We start from the raw sequence: 17,773 nt of genomic DNA on the forward strand, positions 1-17,773 counted from the left end.
TGACGATGGCTGATGACATGAAAATCTATACCCCTCGCGCGAATGGTGACCTAGACCTGCAAAAAGGCAGCAGCATCATTGTGACGTTTGGGAACGGTAAAACGCTCGAGCTAACCGCCAGCCCACGGCCGTTGCCGCCGGGCATTCCAGACGGTATCTACGTTTGGGGTGGAAGAGTTCCGTCTGACACTTCCACCAATACCCCGACCTCACGGCTGGACATTACGCCTGTTGCGGCGAACGGGATTGTCGTTTCTCCGCACACCGACAATCACTCTCGCACAGACGCCATCACAATCTCTATCGCCGATGATAAAGGTTCGATGACATCGGTCGACAGCAACAAGGTTGTTCTTGCACTCAGCAACGGAAAAACGGTGGAGGTCATGGAAGATTACGCCCACAAGGGGTTACTTATTTGGGGAGGACGCGAGCCCGACCCTGCTCTCCCCCTCGAGGAAATGAAACAAAGAACCGAAAGCCTTGGCCTATACTTTCTCGCCGCCAATGTGGCGCATCTTTTCCCCTATAAATTCACGTAGTTCAATGCGCCAGAGGGAACCTCATGAAGACAGTCGCTATCGTCGGCGTTGGCCCCACCGGCATCTACACCTTTCATACTCTGGTGGAGCGCGGCGAACCGCTGGCAGTCCAGCTTTATGAGCAAGCCAAGCAGGCGGGCGTCGGTATGCCTTACAACAGCGAGAATAATTCAGAATATATGCTGGCAAACATCGCCAGCATCGAGATCCCACCGATTGAGGTCTCCTATTTGACGTGGTTACAGAACCAAAGCGATGAATACCTAGCGCAATTTGGCATAGAACGCACAAGCCTCCACGAACGCCAGTTTTTGCCGCGCATTCTCCTCGGCGACTATTATCGCTGCTGCTTTTTATCCCTTGTCGACGAAGCGCGAAGATTGGGCTTTGAGGTTTCGATCCATGAATCCAGTAAAGTCACCGATCTACGTGCAAACCCAGAAGGGGTCTCACTGTGGGTAAACAATGGGTCCCAACCCGTTGATGTTGATTTCGCCGTTATCGCAACCGGCCACCTGTGGCCTGAAAGCGATACCGCGTCGCGTCAATATTTCCCCAGCCCGTGGACCGGCCTGATGGACGCGCAGATTAGCGCCTGCCGGGTCGGAATTCTGGGCACCTCATTGAGCGCGCTTGATGCGGCCGTCGCCGTGGTCTGCCAACATGGCACTTTCATCACCGACGCTGACGAAGCCGTCCGTTTCAAACTCAAACCCGGCAGCCAAAACCTGAAACTCACCCTGATGTCTCGTAGCGGTGTGTTGCCAGAGGCGGATTTTTATTGCCCTCTACCCTATGAGCCGCTGAACATCGCCACCAAAGAGGCCGTTGAGTGCGCTATTGCGCAAGGTCAAAACGGGCTATTGGATCGCATCTTCGCGCTTATTGTGCAGCAGTTACAGGACGCTGCACCGCAATGGAGTAAGCTGATAAGCCTTGAAAAGCTCACTGCAGATACGTTTTCAGATGCCTGTTTTGCCGAGCGAGTTCAACGCGATCCGTTTGATTGGGCAAGACTCAACCTGTTGGAAGTTGAACGTAACAAACAGCAGCAATACACCGTGGCGTGGCGCTATACCCTACTGCGCCTGCATGAAGTGATTCAAGATATTGTGCCGTATCTCGATGGGACTGACAGAGCACGGTTCAAACGCGGTCTATCACGAGTATTCATCGATAATTACGCCGCCATTCCCTCTGAGTCTATCCGGCGCCTGCTGGCGTTACACGAGGCCGGGCTGATGGAGATCCTCGGGCTAGGGGCTGATTATGAGCGTAAAGATGAACAGGGAAAGGTGGTTATCTATCACGATAATCAGCGCCGGGAATTCGACGTATTTATTGATGCCCGCGGGCAAAAAGCATTGGAAAGCAAAGATATTCCTTTCCCTACACTACGCGCTCAATTACTGGCCTGCGGTGATAACATCCCGGATATTGGTGAAGATTACACCCTGCAAGGGCCAGAAAATGCTGGCGGTCGCATCGCCTTTGGGGGGTTGCCGTGGTTAATGCACGACCGTCCGTTTGTTCAAGGGCTGGTGGTCAGTGCAGAAATTGGCGCGGCGATGGCAAACGCGTTGACGAAGCGCGCAGTGAGGCGTCGGCAAACATGGTGGGACAACGATGAATGGAATTAGCATTCCTATCGCGCGCAGAAGCGAGCCGGATTTTCCCCGTTACTCGCCTCTGCATTTTCAGGCTAACGCCAGGCCGAATTTCCGCCCAGCGCATATTTCCCCGCGCCAATAAACGCAATGACCAGCGCCGCAACAAAGAAATACACTAGGCTCTCGATAGCCCACGCGCCGGTTTTATCTAGTGCAGCGGTTTTATCCAGACCGACCATCAGCCAGGCGACTACCATCGTAAACGCTAACACCAGCGCCGCCGGACGGGTCAACACGCCGAGAATCAACAGAATCGGTGCCACCACTTCACCTACCAGCACGCCGTAGGCAATAAATCCAGGCAGCCCTTTCGCCACCAGCATACCGCTGATGCCATCCACGCCATCAAACAGCTTGTGCAGGCCGTGAAACAGCATCAACCCACCGACGCCAAGACGCAGCAAAAGCTTACCAAAATCTTCGTGCGACAGCGTGCGGTTCACGGCATTTAATAATGTTGTGATCATCTCATTTTTATCCCTGTTTTATCCCTGTAGAACACTAAGTTACTGCTTCTCATTTACGAAATATACCTGCTGAAAATAAGGGGATTAAGCCTGCGAAACGACGAGATTCATCTAAACTTGTAACCGGTATCACATTTAAGGAGATGGAAAACCATGAAACAGACCGTAGCCAACTACATTGCCAAAACTCTTGAACAAGCTGGAGTCCAACGAATCTGGGGCGTGACCGGGGATTCGCTCAACGGGCTTAGCGATAGCCTGAATCGGATGGGCACCATTGCGTGGATGCCGACGCGACACGAAGAGGTGGCTGCATTTGCCGCCGGAGCCGAAGCACAGCTCACCGGCGAACTGGCGGTGTGCGCCGGGTCATGTGGGCCAGGTAACCTGCATTTAATCAACGGGCTGTTCGACTGCCATCGCAACCATGTTCCGGTGCTCGCGATTGCTGCACATATTCCGTCGAGCGAAATCGGCAGTGGCTATTTTCAGGAGACGCATCCACAGGAGCTATTCCGCGAATGCAGCCACTATTGTGAGCTGGTTTCATCCCCGGAGCAGATCCCTCAGGTGCTGGCTATCGCCATGCGAAAAGCGGTATTGAACCGCGGCGTGTCGGTGGTGGTGCTCCCAGGCGATGTGGCGCTGAAAGCCGCGCCGGAAAACGCCAGTACCCACTGGTATCCTGCACCACAGCCTATCATTACGCCGCAGCCAGCCGAGCTGGAAAAGCTGGCTGAGAAATTGAAAACCTCACGCAATATCACCCTGCTGTGTGGTAGCGGCTGCGCGGGCGCCCATGCGGAACTTATCGCTTTTGCTGAGAAACTGAAATCGCCTATTGTCCACGCCCTACGCGGCAAAGAGCACGTCGAGTACGATAATCCCTATGACGTGGGGATGACCGGGCTTATCGGTTTTTCTTCCGGTTTCCATGCCATGATGAACGCCGACACGCTGATCCTGCTCGGCACCCAATTCCCCTATCGCCCGTTCTATCCAAGTGACAGCACCATCATTCAAATTGACATCAATCCCGCCAGCATCGGTGCGCACAGCAAAGTGGACATGGCGCTGATTGGCGATGTCAAAGCCACCCTCGCCGCACTTCTGCCGCTGCTGGAAGAGAAAACCGACCGTCGGTTCCTCGACAAAACGTTGGAGCACTACCACAGCGCACGCAAGGGGCTAGACGATTTGGCCACCGCCAGTGACAAAGTTATCCACCCGCAATATCTAGCACAGCAAATTAGCCGTTACGCCACCGATGACGCCATTTTTACCTGCGATGTCGGTACGCCAACGGTATGGGCTGCGCGCTATCTGCAAATGAACGGCAAGCGCCGACTGCTCGGTTCGTTCAATCACGGCTCCATGGCTAACGCCATGCCGCAGGCACTGGGCGCACAGGCCACGCAACCCACGCGCCAAGTGGTCGCCATGTGCGGTGACGGGGGTTTCAGCATGCTGATGGGCGACTTTTTGTCGCTGGCGCAGATGAAGCTGCCGGTAAAAATCGTGGTCTTCAACAATAGCGTGTTGGGCTTTGTGGCCATGGAGATGAAAGCGGGCGGTTATCTGACTGATGGCACCGAACTGCACGATACTAACTTTGCGCGCATCGCCGAAGCCTGTGGCATTACCGGGATCCGCGTGGAAAAAGCCGCCGACGTCGACGAGGCGCTCCAACGCGCCTTTAGCATTGACGGCCCGGTTCTGGTTGACGTCGTGGTCGCAAAGGAAGAACTCGCCATGCCACCGCAGCTGAAACTCGAACAGGCCAAGGGTTTTAGCCTGTATATGCTGCGCGCCATTATCAACGGACGCGGCGATGAAGTCATTGAGCTGGCGAAAACCAACTGGCTCAGGTAAAAATGGAGGCATTCTTCTGAGTTTAAAAAGGAAATGCCGTGATTGATTTACGTAGTGATACCGTAACCCGTCCGACGCGCGCCATGCTCGATGAGATGATGAGCGCGCCGGTCGGTGATGATGTCTATGGCGATGACCCAACGGTTAACGCCCTGCAACAGTACGCCGCAGAGCTGGCGGGCAAAGAGGCAGCGCTGTTCCTGCCGACCGGAACTCAGGCCAACCTCGTCGCACTCCTAAGCCACTGCGAACGTGGCGAAGAGTATATCGTCGGCCAAGGCGCGCATAACTATCTGTATGAAGCGGGCGGCGCGGCGGTGCTGGGCAGCATTCAGCCGCAGCCGATTGACGCCGCAGCCGACGGCACCCTGCCGCTGGATAAAGTGGCGGCCAAAATCAAAGCTGACGATATCCACTTTGCTCGCACCAAACTGCTGAGCATTGAAAATACCCATAACGGCAAAGTGCTGCCGCAGGCGTATCTGGAAGAAGCGTGGGAGTTTACCCGCGAGCGCGAGCTGGCGCTTCACGTCGACGGTGCGCGTATTTTCAACGCCCTCGTCACCTACGGCTGCGAGCTTAAAGACATTGCCCAGTACTGCGACTCTTTCACCATCTGCCTCTCCAAAGGTTTGGGGACGCCAGTTGGCTCGCTGTTGGTGGGCAATCACGACTACATTAAACGTGCCAACCGCTGGCGTAAGATGACCGGCGGCGGCATGCGCCAGGCCGGATTCCTCGCGGCAGCCGGGCTGTACGCGTTGAAAAATAACGTCGCCCGTCTGCAAGACGATCACGATAACGCCGCCTGGCTTGCCGAACAGCTGCGTGAAATTGGCGCCGACGTGATGCGTCATGACACCAATATGCTGTTTGTTCGCGTCGGTGACGAAAACGCGGCGGCGCTGGGTGAGTTTATGCAGGAACGCGGCGTATTGATCAACGCCTCACCGGTCGTACGTTTAGTCACGCATCTGGACGTTAGCCGTCAGCAGCTCACGGAAGTGGTTGCGCACTGGAAAGCCTTTTTAGCCCGTTAAGGAGCCTCGGCGTGACACAAACTATTCTGGTTTTTGGTGCCAGCGGCTATATCGGCCAGCATCTGGTGACGGAATTAAGCCAGCGCGGGTATACCGTGAGGGCAGTGGCACGCCGTATTGAACGGCTGCAAAAGCTCAAGTTGCCGGGGGTGATCTGCCATTCGGTCGACTTGGAAAAAAATGGCGATATCGCTAGGCTCTTGAACGGAGTCGATACCGTGTACTACCTGGTACACGGTATGGGTGAGAGCCATAATTTTCTCCAGCATGAACGCCGGGTCGCGGAAAACGTGCGCAGCGCTTTGCTTATCACGCCGGTAAAGCAGCTTATTTTCCTAAGCTCGCTGCAGGCTCCGGCGCATGAACAGTCGGCACATTTGCAGGCGCGCCAGCTAACTGCCGATATTCTGCGTGATGCTGGCGTTCCGGTCACCGAGCTGCGCGCTGGGATTATCGTCGGCGCCGGTTCCGCTGCGTTTGAGGTGATGCGCGATATGGTTTACAACCTGCCGGTGCTGACGCCGCCGCGCTGGGTCCGTTCGCGGACTACGCCGATTGCGCTGGAAAACCTGCTGGTGTATCTGGTCGAGTTGCTCAATCATCCGGCGCATGAGCACCGGGTTTTTGAAGCGGCGGGCCCGCAAGAGCTGACCTATCAGCAGCAGTTTGAGCATTTTATGGCGGTCAGCGGACGCCACCGTCTGTTGATCCCCATCCCCTTCCCTACCAGTTGGATCTCGGTGTGGTTCTTAAACGTCATCACCTCGGTACCGCCGACGATCGCCAAAGCGCTGATCCAAGGTCTAAAACACGATCTGCTGGCGGATGACAAGGATCTACGCGCGCTGATCCCGCAAACCTTGATCCCCTTTGACGAAGCGGTACGCCGTACGTTGGAAGAGGAGAAAAAGCTCGCCAACTCCAGCGACTGGGGTTACGACGCGCAGGCGTTTGCCCGCTGGCGTCCGGAGTACGGTTTTTTTGCCAAGCAGGCCGGATGTACCGTCCAGACCTCAGCCAGTCTGTCAGCACTGTGGGAAGTGGTGAACCGTCTCGGCGGCAAAGAGGGCTATTTCTTCGGCAACGTTCTGTGGAAGACGCGCGCGGCAATGGATTTGCTGGTGGGTCATAAGCTGGCCAAGGGCCGCCCCGAGAGTCCGCTGTTACAGACCGGCGATAGGGTCGATAGCTGGAAGGTGATTATCGTCGAACCGGAAAAAGCGCTCAGCTTACTGTTCGGCATGAAAGCGCCAGGGCTTGGCCGTCTGAGTTTTACACTAGTGGATAAAGGGACGCATCGCGAGCTTGATGTTCGAGCCTGGTGGCATCCGCACGGTATGCCAGGATTACTATACTGGCTATTGATGATACCGGCGCACCTGTTTATCTTCCGCGGAATGGCGCGGCGCATCGCTCGTCTGGCAGAAGAAGTTACGGCAAAAAATGAGCAATAGGCTTATTTCGTCTTAGTTTCCCATTGCATACGAGTGAAATAAACGGAAGAATGCGCACGAAACTCTTTTTTAACACTGTGGATGATTATGAAGGTACTGGTCACCGGCGCCACCAGCGGTTTAGGCAGAAATGCGGTTGAATATCTGCGCAGCAGGGGCATTAGCGTCAGAGCGAGCGGTCGCAATGAAGCGATGGGTAAACTGCTGGAAAAAATGGGCGCCGAGTTCGTCCATGCCGACCTAACCGAGCTAGTCTCTTCGCAGGCAAAAGTGATGCTGGCGGGAGTAGACACCCTGTGGCACTGCTCGAGCTTTACCTCACCATGGGGCACGCAGGCGGCGTTTGATTTGGCGAACGTCCGTGCCACCCGTCGTCTTGGTGAATGGGCCGTGGCCTGGGGCGTGCGCAACTTCATTCATATCTCGTCACCTTCCCTGTATTTCGATTATCACCATCATCGGGATATCAAAGAAGACTTTCGTCCACACCGTTTCGCCAACGAATTCGCCCGTAGTAAAGCCGCCAGCGAAGAGGTGATTCAGCTGTTGGCACAGGCGAACCCCAATACCCGCTTCACCATCCTGCGTCCGCAGAGCGTATTTGGCCCGCACGATAAAGTCTTTATCCCACGCCTAGCACAGATGATGCACCATTACGGTAGCGTACTGCTGCCACGTGGCGGCCATGCGATGGTGGACATGACCTACTACGAAAATGCCGTACACGCGATGTGGCTCGCCAGTCAGCCCCGCTGTGACGACCTGCCGTCCGGCCGTGCCTATAACATCACCAACGGCGAGCCGCGCACGCTGCGCAGCATCGTTGAACGCTTGATTGACGAGCTGGATATCGCCTGCCGGATCCGCTCGGTGCCGTATCCGATGCTAGATATGATTGCGCGCAGCATGGAACGCTTTGGTGATAAGAAGGCCAAAGAGCCCTCTTTGACCCACTACGGCGTATCTAAGCTGAACTTCGATTTTACGCTGGATATCAGCCGTGCCCGGGAAGAACTGGGCTACGAGCCTATTGTCTCGCTAGACGACGGTATTATCCGTACCGCCGCTTGGCTTGAAGATCACGGCAAGCTGCCCCGTTAGGTTATCCCTGCCCGTATTTTTCCAGCAGTGCTTCCGCAATCGCCTGACTTTCGGCATCGGCAACACCATCCCAGCGTTCCGGGCGGAAGTGCATCTGGAACGCTGCAATCACCCTCATTTGCTGCATACGGGTCATGCCGGGTTTCACTTCGTAACCGTAACGGCCCAGTAGGTCGAGCAGATTCCACGTAGACACCGGCGCGTTAGGCGAACGTCCATTGAGATAAAACGCGACCCGCTGTTCATCTGGCCATGCGCCTATGCCCTGCTGCGCCAACGACTTCCAGGGGAATAAAGGACCGGGATCGTCTTTGCGCTGCGGCGCGATATCCGAATGCGCCACCACGTTCTGCGGCTCAATGTTGTAGCGTTTGATAATGTCTTTGGCCAGTGGGAGGAGCGCCTGGATCTGCGCGGGTTCAAACGGCGTAAAGTATCGGGTGCCCTCTGACTTTTGCCAGCCCATGTTTTCCAGTTCAATACCTATCGAGGTGTCGTTGATGCGCGTTGCGCCTCGCCAGAAGCTGATTCCAGCATGCCAAGCGAGCTCTGACTCCGGCACCAACTGCCAGATCCGCGGTTTGCCGTGCATCAGCGGTGGTACGGCAGGGATCAGGTAATGTACGCTCACCTGGCTGCCGGTTAATGTTTGTAGTGAGACGTCAAAATCATCAGCCGTGTAGTGGAGAACCAGCATTTTTATTCGCGGGTACGCCGCCGGTGCCGATCGGCTTTTATCGAGCACGTAGCCCGGTTTTTCCACCACAACCGCTTTTTTACCTTCCCCGGCACACCCCGCCAGCAAAACCGCCAGCATTAAAACCGTCAGGAGCCGTTTCATTTGCGCGTTTTCACCGCCGTTCCGCTAACGCTCACCATCAGCATGCTGCTGTCTTTGCCCACGGTTTCATAATCAATATCGATACCGACCACCGCATCGGCTCCCAGCGCTTCGGCCTGCTCGCCCAGCTCTTTGAAGGCAATTTCACGCGCTTTCCGCAGTTCCTTTTCGTAGGCTCCGGAACGGCCACCGACGATATCGCGGATACCGGCAAAAAAGTCGCGGAAGATGTTCGCACCTAAGATGGCTTCCCCAGTCACGACGCCGCAATACTCGACAATCGGCTGTCCTTCAAGGGTGGGGGTTGTTGAAAATTGCATGACCTGCTCCTTCTTTAACGTTCAATAGCTTAGCTCTCAGCGCTAAACGCATTATCGGACCGATACGCTATGCTTGGAAAGATATTCTTAAGATAGTTTGCTGATAAGGAAACAACCATGCGATATCACGTTCTTGCTCTTGTTATCCCTTGCGCGCTAGCACTCAGCGCCTGTACGACCGTCACCCCTGCCTATAAAGATATTGGTACCCGCAGCGGACCATGCGTAGAAGGCGGCCCAGACGCCGTGGCGCAGAAATTTTACGACGCTCAGGTCCAGCAACGGACTCATGACTACACCGCGCTGCGGCCTTATCTCAGCGATGGCTTAGCCAAACTGCTCAATGACAGCAGCAAAGACGACAGTCAGCGTACGCTTATGCAATCCAACCTGTTCTCAAGCAGCAGCACCGCGCCAAATAGCGCAAGCGTTGCCAGCGCTTCAACCATCCCCAATACCGATGCCCGCAACATTCCGCTACGCGTTGAGTTAAAACAGGGCAGCCAAAGCTGGAAAGATGAGGTGTTGATGGTTCGTGAAGGCCAGTGCTGGGCCGTCGATGATGTACGTTATCTGGGTAACAACACCCATGCGCCGGCCGGCACATTACGGCAATCTCTCGAAAAACGTTAATAATCTGTTAACTAATTCTGTCTAACCGTCTATTCCGGCAAAATGTCTGGCATTCCTCACGGAATGCCGACATTTGTTCCCCGCCCCCACAGCGACCGTTATTTTGTGCTAACTTTAAAACAAAAGTTGGTTTATATTTAAGTTTTAACGCACAAATATTGCATAACTATTCTGTCAAAGGTACTATTTGCGGCCTCAATTGCTGATAATGACTCCATCAGTGAGACCTTCAGCAGGAAGGCGAAGTACGGCAGTTGAGTAAGCCCCTGGCGTTTCCAGGGCGAGGACAACACTTTCGTGACGGGTATCAATGAGCATTAAATTAGACGGCATTAACTGCTTTTATGGCGCACATCAGGCGCTGTTCGACATCACGCTTCAGTGCCCTGAAGGCGAAACGCTGGTGCTGCTTGGCCCAAGCGGCGCGGGCAAAAGCTCACTGCTGCGCGTGCTGAATCTGCTAGAGATGCCAAAATCTGGCACCCTGGCGATTGCGGGTAACCATTTCGATTTTGCTAAATCCCCGTCAGACAAAGCGATTCGCGAACTGCGTCAGAACGTGGGCATGGTCTTCCAGCAGTACAACCTCTGGCCGCACCTCACGGTAGTACAAAACCTGATTGAAGCGCCTTGCCGAGTACTGGGTTTAAGCAAAGAACAGGCGATGGCCCGCGCAGAAAAACTGCTGGAGCGTTTACGCTTAAAGCCGTACAGCGATCGTTTTCCGCTGCATCTTTCCGGCGGCCAGCAACAGCGCGTGGCAATTGCCCGAGCGTTAATGATGGAGCCACAGGTTCTGCTGTTTGATGAACCCACTGCCGCTCTCGACCCGGAAATCACCGCGCAAATCGTCAGCATCATTCATGAGCTGGCGGAGACCAATATTACCCAAGTTATCGTTACCCACGAGGTTGAGGTGGCGCGTAAAACGGCCAGCCGCGTGGTGTACATGGAAAACGGTTATATCGTCGAACAAGGCGATGCAAGCTGTTTTAACAGCCCACAGACAGATGCATTCAGAAGCTATCTTTCTCACTGAGATTCAGGACAATGACTATGAAAAAAATACTGATCGCCGCGCTGCTTGCCAGCGTCAGCCTCTCCGCTGCCGCCGCACAAACCATTCGTTTCGCAACAGAAGCCTCATACCCTCCGTTTGAGTCAATGGATGCCAATAACCAGATCGTCGGCTTTGACGTGGATCTGGCAAACGCCCTCTGTAAAGAGATCGACGCAACCTGTACTTTCAGCAATCAGTCTTTTGATAGCCTGATCCCAAGCCTGAAATTCCGCCGCATCGACGCGGTGATGGCCGGTATGGATATCACTCCAGAACGTGAAAAACAGGTGCTGTTTACCACGCCTTACTACGAAAACTCTGCGCTGTTCGTGGGTGTGAAAGGCAAATTCACCGGTATCGATCAGCTGAAAGGTAAGAAAGTCGGCGTTCAGAACGGCACAACGCACCAGAAATTCATCATGGATAAACATCCAGAAATCACCACCGTACCTTATGACAGCTACCAGAATGCGAAACTGGATCTGCAAAACGGCCGTATTGATGCCGTATTCGGTGATACCGCCGTCGTCACAGAATGGCTGAAAGCGAACGACAAGCTGGCCGCCGTCGGTGACAAAGTGGCTGACAAAGGCTACTTCGGCACAGGTCTTGGCATTGCGGTCCGCCAGGGCAACACCGAGCTGCAGCAGAAATTCAACGCTGCGCTGGAAAAAGTGAAAAAAGACGGGACGTACGCGACCCTCTACGCTAAATGGTTCCAGAAGTAAGACTTGATGAACGAAATGTTTCCTTTAGCAAGCGCCGCCGGCATGACCGTCGGCCTTGCGGTTTGTGCACTGGTCATCGGGCTGGCGCTGGCAATGCTCTTTGCGGTCTGGGAGTCAGTTAAATGGCGTCCGGTCGCTTGGGCGGGTTCCGCGCTGGTTACCGTGCTGCGCGGTCTGCCGGAAATTCTGGTGGTGCTGTTTATCTATTTCGGCTCCTCTCAGCTGCTGCTGACGCTGTCCGATGGATTCACCATCAACCTCGGTTTCGTGCAAATTCCCGTGCAGATGCAGATCGAAAACTTCGACGTTAGCCCGTTCCTGTGCGGCGTTATCGCCCTCTCCTTGCTGTACGCCGCCTATGCATCGCAAACGCTGCGTGGCGCACTGAAGGCGGTACCGATTGGGCAGTGGGAATCAGGCCAAGCGCTGGGGCTGTCGAAAAGCGCGATTTTCTTCCGCCTAGTGATGCCGCAGATGTGGCGACACGCGCTGCCGGGGCTGGGTAACCAGTGGCTGGTACTGCTGAAAGATACCGCGCTGGTCTCACTGATTAGCGTTAACGATCTGATGCTGCAAACCAAAAGCATCGCCACGCGCACCCAAGAGCCGTTTACTTGGTACATCGTCGCGGCGGCTATTTACTTGGTGATTACGTTGTTAAGCCAGTACATTCTCAAACGCATTGACCTGCGTACCACTCGCTTTGAACGGAGACCAGGCTGATGCTCGAGTATTTACCGGAGCTAATGAAAGGGCTGCATACCAGCCTGACGCTCACCGTCGCCTCTATCGTGGTGGCGCTGATACTGTCGCTGATATTCACCATCATCCTGACGCTGAAAACACCGGTGGTGGTGTGGCTGGTTCGCGGCTATATCACCCTCTTCACCGGCACGCCGCTGCTGGTGCAGATCTTCCTTATTTACTACGGCCCGGGCCAGTTCCCGTCGCTGCAGAATTACCCGGTGGTGTGGCACCTGCTGTCCGAGCCGTGGTTGTGTGCGCTGATTGCACTGTCGCTTAACAGCGCGGCATATACCACGCAGCTCTTCTTCGGGGCCATCAGAGCTATCCCGGAAGGACAATGGCAATCGTGCAGTTCACTGGGGATGAGCAAGAAAGATACGCTGGCCATTTTGCTGCCGTATGCGTTAAAGCGCGCGCTCTCTTCTTACTCCAACGAAGTGGTGCTGGTATTTAAGAGTACCTCGCTTGCCTACACCATCACGCTGATGGAAGTGATGGGCCACGGGCAACTGCTGTACGGTCGCACCTACGATGTAATGGTCTTTGGTGCTGCTGGGCTTGTGTACCTAGTAGTGAACGGTCTGCTAACGCTGTTGATGCGTTTAATTGAGCGCAAAGCGCTGGCCTTCGAGCGCCGAAACTAACTTTCATTGCATAAATAGCAATTATGAAAACGGATAAGTGACTGGCTTATCCGTTTTTTTTGCATTAAATAAAAATATTTAATCAACTATATTGCATATAAATTCACACAGTGGCATTGTAGCTTCATGCCACACGCAGGGCAGCAACCAACAAGCTAGACAGACAGGAGCACATCCATGAAAAAATTAGTATTGGCCGCCTTACTCGCCACCGTTGCCGCAGGCGCTCATGCCGCAGATAAAATCAGTTTTGGCGTTTCCGCGACCTATCCTCCATTTGAATCAATGGATGCAAACAACCAGATTGTTGGCTTTGATATCGATCTGGCTAACGCGTTGTGCAAACAGATGCAGGCTGAGTGTACCTTCACCAACCACGCGTTTGATAGCCTGATCCCGGCGCTGAAATTCAAAAAATACGACGCTGTGATTTCCGGTATGGATATCACCCCAGAACGTAGCAAACAGGTTTCATTTACCGACCCGTACTACGCCAACTCCGCGCTGGTTATTGCGAAAAAAGGCGAGTTCAAAACCTTTGACGATCTGAAAGGCAAACGTATCGGGATGGAAAACGGCACCACCCACCAGAAATACCTGATGGATAAGCACCCTGAAGTGAAAACAGTGGCTTATGACAGCTACCAGAATGCGATTATTGACCTGAAGAATGGTCGTATCGATGGCGTGTTTGGTGATACCGCAGTCGTCAATGAATGGCTGAAAACCAATCCACAGCTGGGCGTGGCAACCGAGAAAGTCACCGACCCACAGTACTTCGGTATCGGTTTAGGCATTGCTGTTCGCCCGGATAACAAAGCGCTGCTGGAAAAACTCAACGGCGCGCTGAAGGCGATTAAAACCGACGGCACCTATCAGAAAATCAACGATAAGTGGTTTGCTGAATAATTAGTGATCCCCGGCTTTGCGCCGGGGATTTTTACTTATAGCGGAACAAAAAAGCGAAAACAGGCGCCCGTTGTGGCATCCATCAGACGAATCCCCCCGCCGTGTAACTCCAGCATCCGACGCACAATCAACAATCCTAAGCCACCGCGATTCTCTCTCGCACTTTGCGGATTGAGCGCTGAAGGGCGCAGGAACAGCTGATCGCGAAGTTCTTGTTCCACCCCCGGTCCACTATCTGCGACTTCCACCTGCAGCTTTTCATTTTCCTGCCAGACGCGTAAGACCACCGTACCGCCCTCTGGGGTATGGCGCACGGCATTGTCCAGCAAATTGGTCACCACCCGCTCAATCATCGACACATCCGCATTCACCAGCGGCAGCGCGCGCGGCACCTCGACCTTTAACGTCAGCTTCCGTGTCGCAATCATCAAATCGAACTTTTGCGCCACGTCCTGAATCAGCTCGCCAATCGCAAAGCGCTCCAGCTGCGGCTTAATGCCGCCATGCTCCAGCTTCGCCAGCTCAAAAAGCTGTTGGGAAAGATGGCGAACCTTGTGTCCCTGACGCAGGGCAATCGACAGGTACTGGCGGTTATCCTCCGGCGACAACGTATCGGCCTTCATCGACAGCGTTTCTAGATACCCCAGCAGCGAAGTCAGCGGCGTGCGCAGGTCATGGGAGATATTGGCGATAAACTCGCGACGCTGCCTGTCGCTGTCGGACAGTTGATCCCACTGGCTGGCGATTTTTCGCGCCAGCTCAATGAAAGTATTGCGCAGAATCGCCACCTCGTTTGCCGGGTCAATCTCCGGCGTTTGCTGCGCCAACTGCCTGATAGCGCTGATGCTGTCCTGATTGAGCCCTTCTACGTCGGCGGTCAGCTTTTTAACCGGACGCGTCACCCAATACCAAACCATGCTACCGGCCAGCAGGCCAAACAACGCCACCAGCAGCAGTGACCATAGCAGCGTACTCCACTGGGCCTGCCGCCACGCGTTATCCGCCAGCGCGTTGAGATCTTCCCCTTGCAGAATAATGTAGAGATAGCCCTGCTGCTTGCCGTCTTGCATCACCGGCGCAACGCTAAACACTTTCTGCTTGTCCACGCTACGTGGGTCGTCACCGTAGACCGGCCAAGCCGCTCCTGAGAGAAAGGTTTGCAGCGGCACAATATCAATTTGCTGGCGCTTCAGATGGCCCTGCGGCGCGGCGTCGGCCATCAGGCGACCACCGTTTGAGACAAGATAAAGTTCGACGCTGGGGTTAAGCGTCATTAGCCGATCGAAGAGCCGTTTTAAGGTCTGACGATTAACCTCGCCTTCGGCGTCGAGCAACGGCTCACTGTTGACGATTTGCTGCGCCAGCCCGGCCGACAGGCGCTGCACCATCGCATTACCATACTGCTTGCTGTTATACAGCTGGACGCTACAGGCGGCTACCGCGCAAAGCAGCAGGATCGCCGTAAACACCAGCGTCAACCGTTGGCTGAGGCTTAAGTGTCGGATCATGATGTGGACTCCGCTTTCTCGCTGGCGAACTTATACCCTTTTCCCCACACGGTCAGGATAATCTCAGGCTCAGCGGGATCGTTTTCAATCTTGATTCGCAAACGGTTAATGTGGGTGTTGACCGTATGTTCATAGCCTTCGTGCTGATAGCCCCATACTCTGTCGAGCAGCGCCAAGCGGGAAAAAACTTCACCTGGATGACGGGCAAACCAGTACAGCAGATCGAACTCCCGCGGCGTCAGCTCGATCATTTCACCGCGCAGCCTTACTTCGCGGGAGAGCGGATCGATATCTAGGCCGTGGCTGGTAATCGCCCCGCTTTCCAGACGGATATTCTGTCCCATCGCTTCTTGGCGACGAAACAGCGCCTTCACGCGGGCGATAAGCTCAAGCACCGAAAAAGGCTTCGGCAGATAGTCATCGGCGCCCATTTCCAGCCCCAGCACGCGATGCGTTTCGCTGGTGCGCGCGCTGATGATAATCACCGGCAGATAGCGCGTCATCTGGCGAATGCGGCGGCAGATTTCCAGCCCATCGACGCCGGGCAGCATCAAATCGAGGATCACCGCATCCCAAACCGTGTTCTCCAACAGCACCAGCGCCCGCGCGCCATCCGCCTCATGCACGATCTGATAACCTTCATCCTGCAGATTAAGCCGCAGTAAGGTTGCGATGTCCTGGTCGTCTTCCACCAATAATATTTTCTTTGCGCTATTCATGACGTTTCATCCAGCCTTTTTTTCAAGCTTACCGCAGGCGAGCATCCCGAGTTATCACATTTTATTTAAACTTTGGTGAGGATGTGGTGACCAAATGCGGCGCATGCTGCGGACATGTCATTCACGGAGCGCCGAGCATGTTCTCATCACATCCAAAAACAGTGCATCCCGTCTGGGTTCGTTTGTGCCACTGGGTTAACGCCATCGCCATGGCGGGCATGTTATTTAGCGGCTGGCGCATCTATAACGCCTCCCCGCTTTTCGGCTTCTCTTTTCCCGCGGAGATAACTTTGGGCGGCTGGCTGGGCGGCGCGTTGCAGTGGCACTTTGCCATGATGTGGCTGCTGGGAATCAACGCCGCCGTCTACCTCACGCTTGGCGTGGCGACGGGCCATTTTCGGCGCAAATTCTTTCCACTTTCGCTCCGGCAACTGCGTGATGATATCGGGCAGGCGCTGCGCGGCAAGCTCGCCCATGCCGACCTGACTCATTATAACGCCGTACAAAAAATCGCTTATCTCGCCGTCATTGTGCTCGGTATTGGGCTGGTCCTGTCTGGCCTTGTGCTGTGGAAATCGGTGCAGTTTCCGTTGCTGCGGACGCTGCTGGGCGGCTATGACGCCGCGCGCTATATCCACTTTTTCTGTATGAGTGGCATGGCGCTGTTTGTGGTTATCCACCTACTGATGGTGCTGCTGGTTCCCCGTACGCTGCTGGCCATGCTGCGCGGGCGCTAAGGATAAAATAATGAAAAAACCGACCTTTCTCTCCGAGAGCGACGCGCACTATCTGGTGAAGGATGCGGAGAAACTGCTAAGCCCGGGGCGCCGCCGCCTGCTGCGCCAAGGACTGACGCTCGGTGGCATCATGATGCTGACCGGCTGCGATATCAGTGATAACCAGAGTGTGGAACATGCGCTGTCCCGCATGTCACGCTTTAACGACCGGGTGCAGGGCTTTCTCTTTAGCCACCACGATCTGGCGCCGGAGTATCAGGAATCTGATATCGCCCGCCCCTTCCCGTTTAACGCCTTCTACGGCCCGGATGAGATCCCGCAGGTTGACGGTCATGATTACCAGTTGGCCATCCACGGGCTGGTCAGGGAGAGCAAAAGCTGGACGCTCCCAGAGCTATACCACATGCAGCAAGTCAGCCAGATAACGCGTCATATCTGCGTAGAAGGCTGGAGCGCCATCGGCAGATGGGGCGGCGTGCCATTTCATCAGTTCTTAGCGCTAATTGGCGCAGATAAACGGGCTAAATACGTCAGCTTCCGCTGCGCCGACGACTACTACACCAGCATTGATATGGCCACGGCTCTGCACCCGCAGACGCTGATGGCACTCACCTGGGATAACCGCATTCTGCCCCCGGAGTACGGCTACCCAATGAAAATCCGTATCCCGACCAAGCTCGGGTACAAAAATCCAAAGCACGTTTTAGCCATTGAGATAACCAACCGGTTCCCAGGCGGTTACTGGGAAGATCAGGGCTATAACTGGTTTGGCGGCAGTTAA

The 17,773-nt window shown here is 54.8% G+C and carries 19 protein-coding genes; 14 read left to right on the forward strand and 5 right to left on the reverse strand.

The features are described from left to right. The first annotated feature begins 5 nt into the window (after positions 1-5). Both AB4K05_RS03720 and AB4K05_RS03725 read left to right on the forward strand, forming a co-directional pair. Positions 6-542, forward strand: a complete 537-nt coding sequence (locus AB4K05_RS03720; RefSeq protein WP_368478673.1) for a hypothetical protein — start codon at positions 6-8, stop codon at positions 540-542. 23 nt (positions 543-565) lie between these two features. Further along, a complete protein-coding gene (locus AB4K05_RS03725) occupies positions 566-2,182 on the forward strand; it encodes an FAD-NAD(P)-binding protein (protein ID WP_368478674.1) in 1,617 nt (538 codons plus the stop codon). 62 nt (positions 2,183-2,244) lie between these two features. Here the strand turns inward: AB4K05_RS03725 and AB4K05_RS03730 are convergent, their stop codons facing one another. Next, positions 2,245-2,679 carry a DoxX family protein gene (locus AB4K05_RS03730; protein WP_368478675.1) on the reverse strand — a complete coding sequence of 145 codons (435 nt, stop codon included), beginning with the start codon at positions 2,677-2,679 and terminating at the stop codon, positions 2,245-2,247. Between the two features lie 153 nt (positions 2,680-2,832). On the opposite strand from AB4K05_RS03730, the gene poxB reads away from it, so the two are divergent. The 4 genes from poxB (at position 2,833) to AB4K05_RS03750 (ending at position 8,146) form a co-directional block, all read left to right on the forward strand. Next, positions 2,833-4,551: a ubiquinone-dependent pyruvate dehydrogenase gene (gene poxB / locus AB4K05_RS03735; protein ID WP_368478676.1), complete on the forward strand. Its 1,719-nt coding sequence runs from the start codon at positions 2,833-2,835 to the stop codon at positions 4,549-4,551. A gap of 38 nt (positions 4,552-4,589) precedes the next feature. Then, positions 4,590-5,591 carry a low-specificity L-threonine aldolase gene (gene ltaE / locus AB4K05_RS03740; RefSeq protein WP_368478677.1) on the forward strand — a complete coding sequence of 334 codons (1,002 nt, stop codon included), beginning with the start codon at positions 4,590-4,592 and terminating at the stop codon, positions 5,589-5,591. Between the two features lie 11 nt (positions 5,592-5,602). After that, a complete protein-coding gene (locus AB4K05_RS03745; protein WP_368478678.1) occupies positions 5,603-7,045 on the forward strand; it encodes a DUF2867 domain-containing protein in 1,443 nt (480 codons plus the stop codon). An 87-nt stretch (positions 7,046-7,132) separates the two neighbouring features. Beyond that, positions 7,133-8,146, forward strand: coding sequence for an NAD-dependent epimerase/dehydratase family protein (locus tag AB4K05_RS03750; RefSeq protein WP_368478679.1), 1,014 nt, complete (start codon positions 7,133-7,135; stop codon positions 8,144-8,146). A gap of 1 nt (position 8,147) precedes the next feature. Here AB4K05_RS03750 and AB4K05_RS03755 read toward each other — a convergent pair whose 3' ends face one another. After that, positions 8,148-8,987 carry an N-acetylmuramoyl-L-alanine amidase gene (locus tag AB4K05_RS03755; protein ID WP_368478680.1) on the reverse strand — a complete coding sequence of 280 codons (840 nt, stop codon included), beginning with the start codon at positions 8,985-8,987 and terminating at the stop codon, positions 8,148-8,150. Continuing rightward, positions 8,984-9,307, reverse strand: a complete 324-nt coding sequence (locus tag AB4K05_RS03760) for a heavy metal-binding domain-containing protein (RefSeq protein ID WP_368478681.1) — start codon at positions 9,305-9,307, stop codon at positions 8,984-8,986. The genes AB4K05_RS03755 and AB4K05_RS03760 overlap by 4 nt, the downstream gene beginning before the upstream one ends. A gap of 117 nt (positions 9,308-9,424) precedes the next feature. Between AB4K05_RS03760 and AB4K05_RS03765 the strand changes: the two genes are divergently transcribed. From AB4K05_RS03765 to artJ, 6 genes are all read left to right on the forward strand, one after another. After that, positions 9,425-9,940, forward strand: a complete 516-nt coding sequence (locus AB4K05_RS03765) for a lipoprotein (protein WP_368478682.1) — start codon at positions 9,425-9,427, stop codon at positions 9,938-9,940. A 310-nt stretch (positions 9,941-10,250) separates the two neighbouring features. Then, entirely contained in the window at positions 10,251-10,979 is a 729-nt protein-coding gene (gene artP / locus AB4K05_RS03770; protein ID WP_368478683.1) for an arginine ABC transporter ATP-binding protein ArtP, read from the forward strand. Positions 10,980-10,996: 17 nt separating this feature from the next. After that, complete coding sequence (gene artI, locus AB4K05_RS03775; protein WP_368478684.1) at positions 10,997-11,728, forward strand: arginine ABC transporter substrate-binding protein ArtI; 732 nt, start codon at positions 10,997-10,999, stop codon at positions 11,726-11,728. A 6-nt stretch (positions 11,729-11,734) separates the two neighbouring features. After that, positions 11,735-12,451, forward strand: a complete 717-nt coding sequence (gene artQ, locus AB4K05_RS03780) for an arginine ABC transporter permease ArtQ (RefSeq protein ID WP_368478685.1) — start codon at positions 11,735-11,737, stop codon at positions 12,449-12,451. After that, positions 12,451-13,119, forward strand: coding sequence for an arginine ABC transporter permease ArtM (artM, locus tag AB4K05_RS03785; RefSeq protein ID WP_368478686.1), 669 nt, complete (start codon positions 12,451-12,453; stop codon positions 13,117-13,119). The genes artQ and artM overlap by 1 nt, the downstream gene beginning before the upstream one ends. 177 nt (positions 13,120-13,296) lie before the next feature. Then, complete coding sequence (gene artJ, locus AB4K05_RS03790; protein WP_368478687.1) at positions 13,297-14,028, forward strand: arginine ABC transporter substrate-binding protein ArtJ; 732 nt, start codon at positions 13,297-13,299, stop codon at positions 14,026-14,028. Between the two features lie 35 nt (positions 14,029-14,063). Here artJ and AB4K05_RS03795 read toward each other — a convergent pair whose 3' ends face one another. Together AB4K05_RS03795 and AB4K05_RS03800 are read right to left on the reverse strand one after the other, a co-directional pair. Continuing rightward, complete coding sequence (locus AB4K05_RS03795) at positions 14,064-15,536, reverse strand: sensor histidine kinase (RefSeq protein ID WP_368478688.1); 1,473 nt, start codon at positions 15,534-15,536, stop codon at positions 14,064-14,066. Further along, a complete protein-coding gene (locus tag AB4K05_RS03800) occupies positions 15,533-16,255 on the reverse strand; it encodes a response regulator (RefSeq protein ID WP_368478689.1) in 723 nt (240 codons plus the stop codon). Before AB4K05_RS03800 ends, AB4K05_RS03795 begins: the two co-directional genes overlap by 4 nt. Before the next feature lie 137 nt (positions 16,256-16,392). On the opposite strand from AB4K05_RS03800, the gene AB4K05_RS03805 reads away from it, so the two are divergent. Together AB4K05_RS03805 and AB4K05_RS03810 are read left to right on the forward strand one after the other, a co-directional pair. After that, positions 16,393-16,992: a cytochrome b/b6 domain-containing protein gene (locus AB4K05_RS03805; protein ID WP_368478690.1), complete on the forward strand. Its 600-nt coding sequence runs from the start codon at positions 16,393-16,395 to the stop codon at positions 16,990-16,992. 10 nt (positions 16,993-17,002) lie between these two features. Further along, positions 17,003-17,773 carry a molybdopterin-dependent oxidoreductase gene (locus AB4K05_RS03810; protein ID WP_368478691.1) on the forward strand — a complete coding sequence of 257 codons (771 nt, stop codon included), beginning with the start codon at positions 17,003-17,005 and terminating at the stop codon, positions 17,771-17,773.

The sequence above is a fragment of the Kluyvera sp. STS39-E genome (assembly GCF_040932435.1).
Classification (GTDB): Bacteria; Pseudomonadota; Gammaproteobacteria; order Enterobacterales; family Enterobacteriaceae; genus Kluyvera.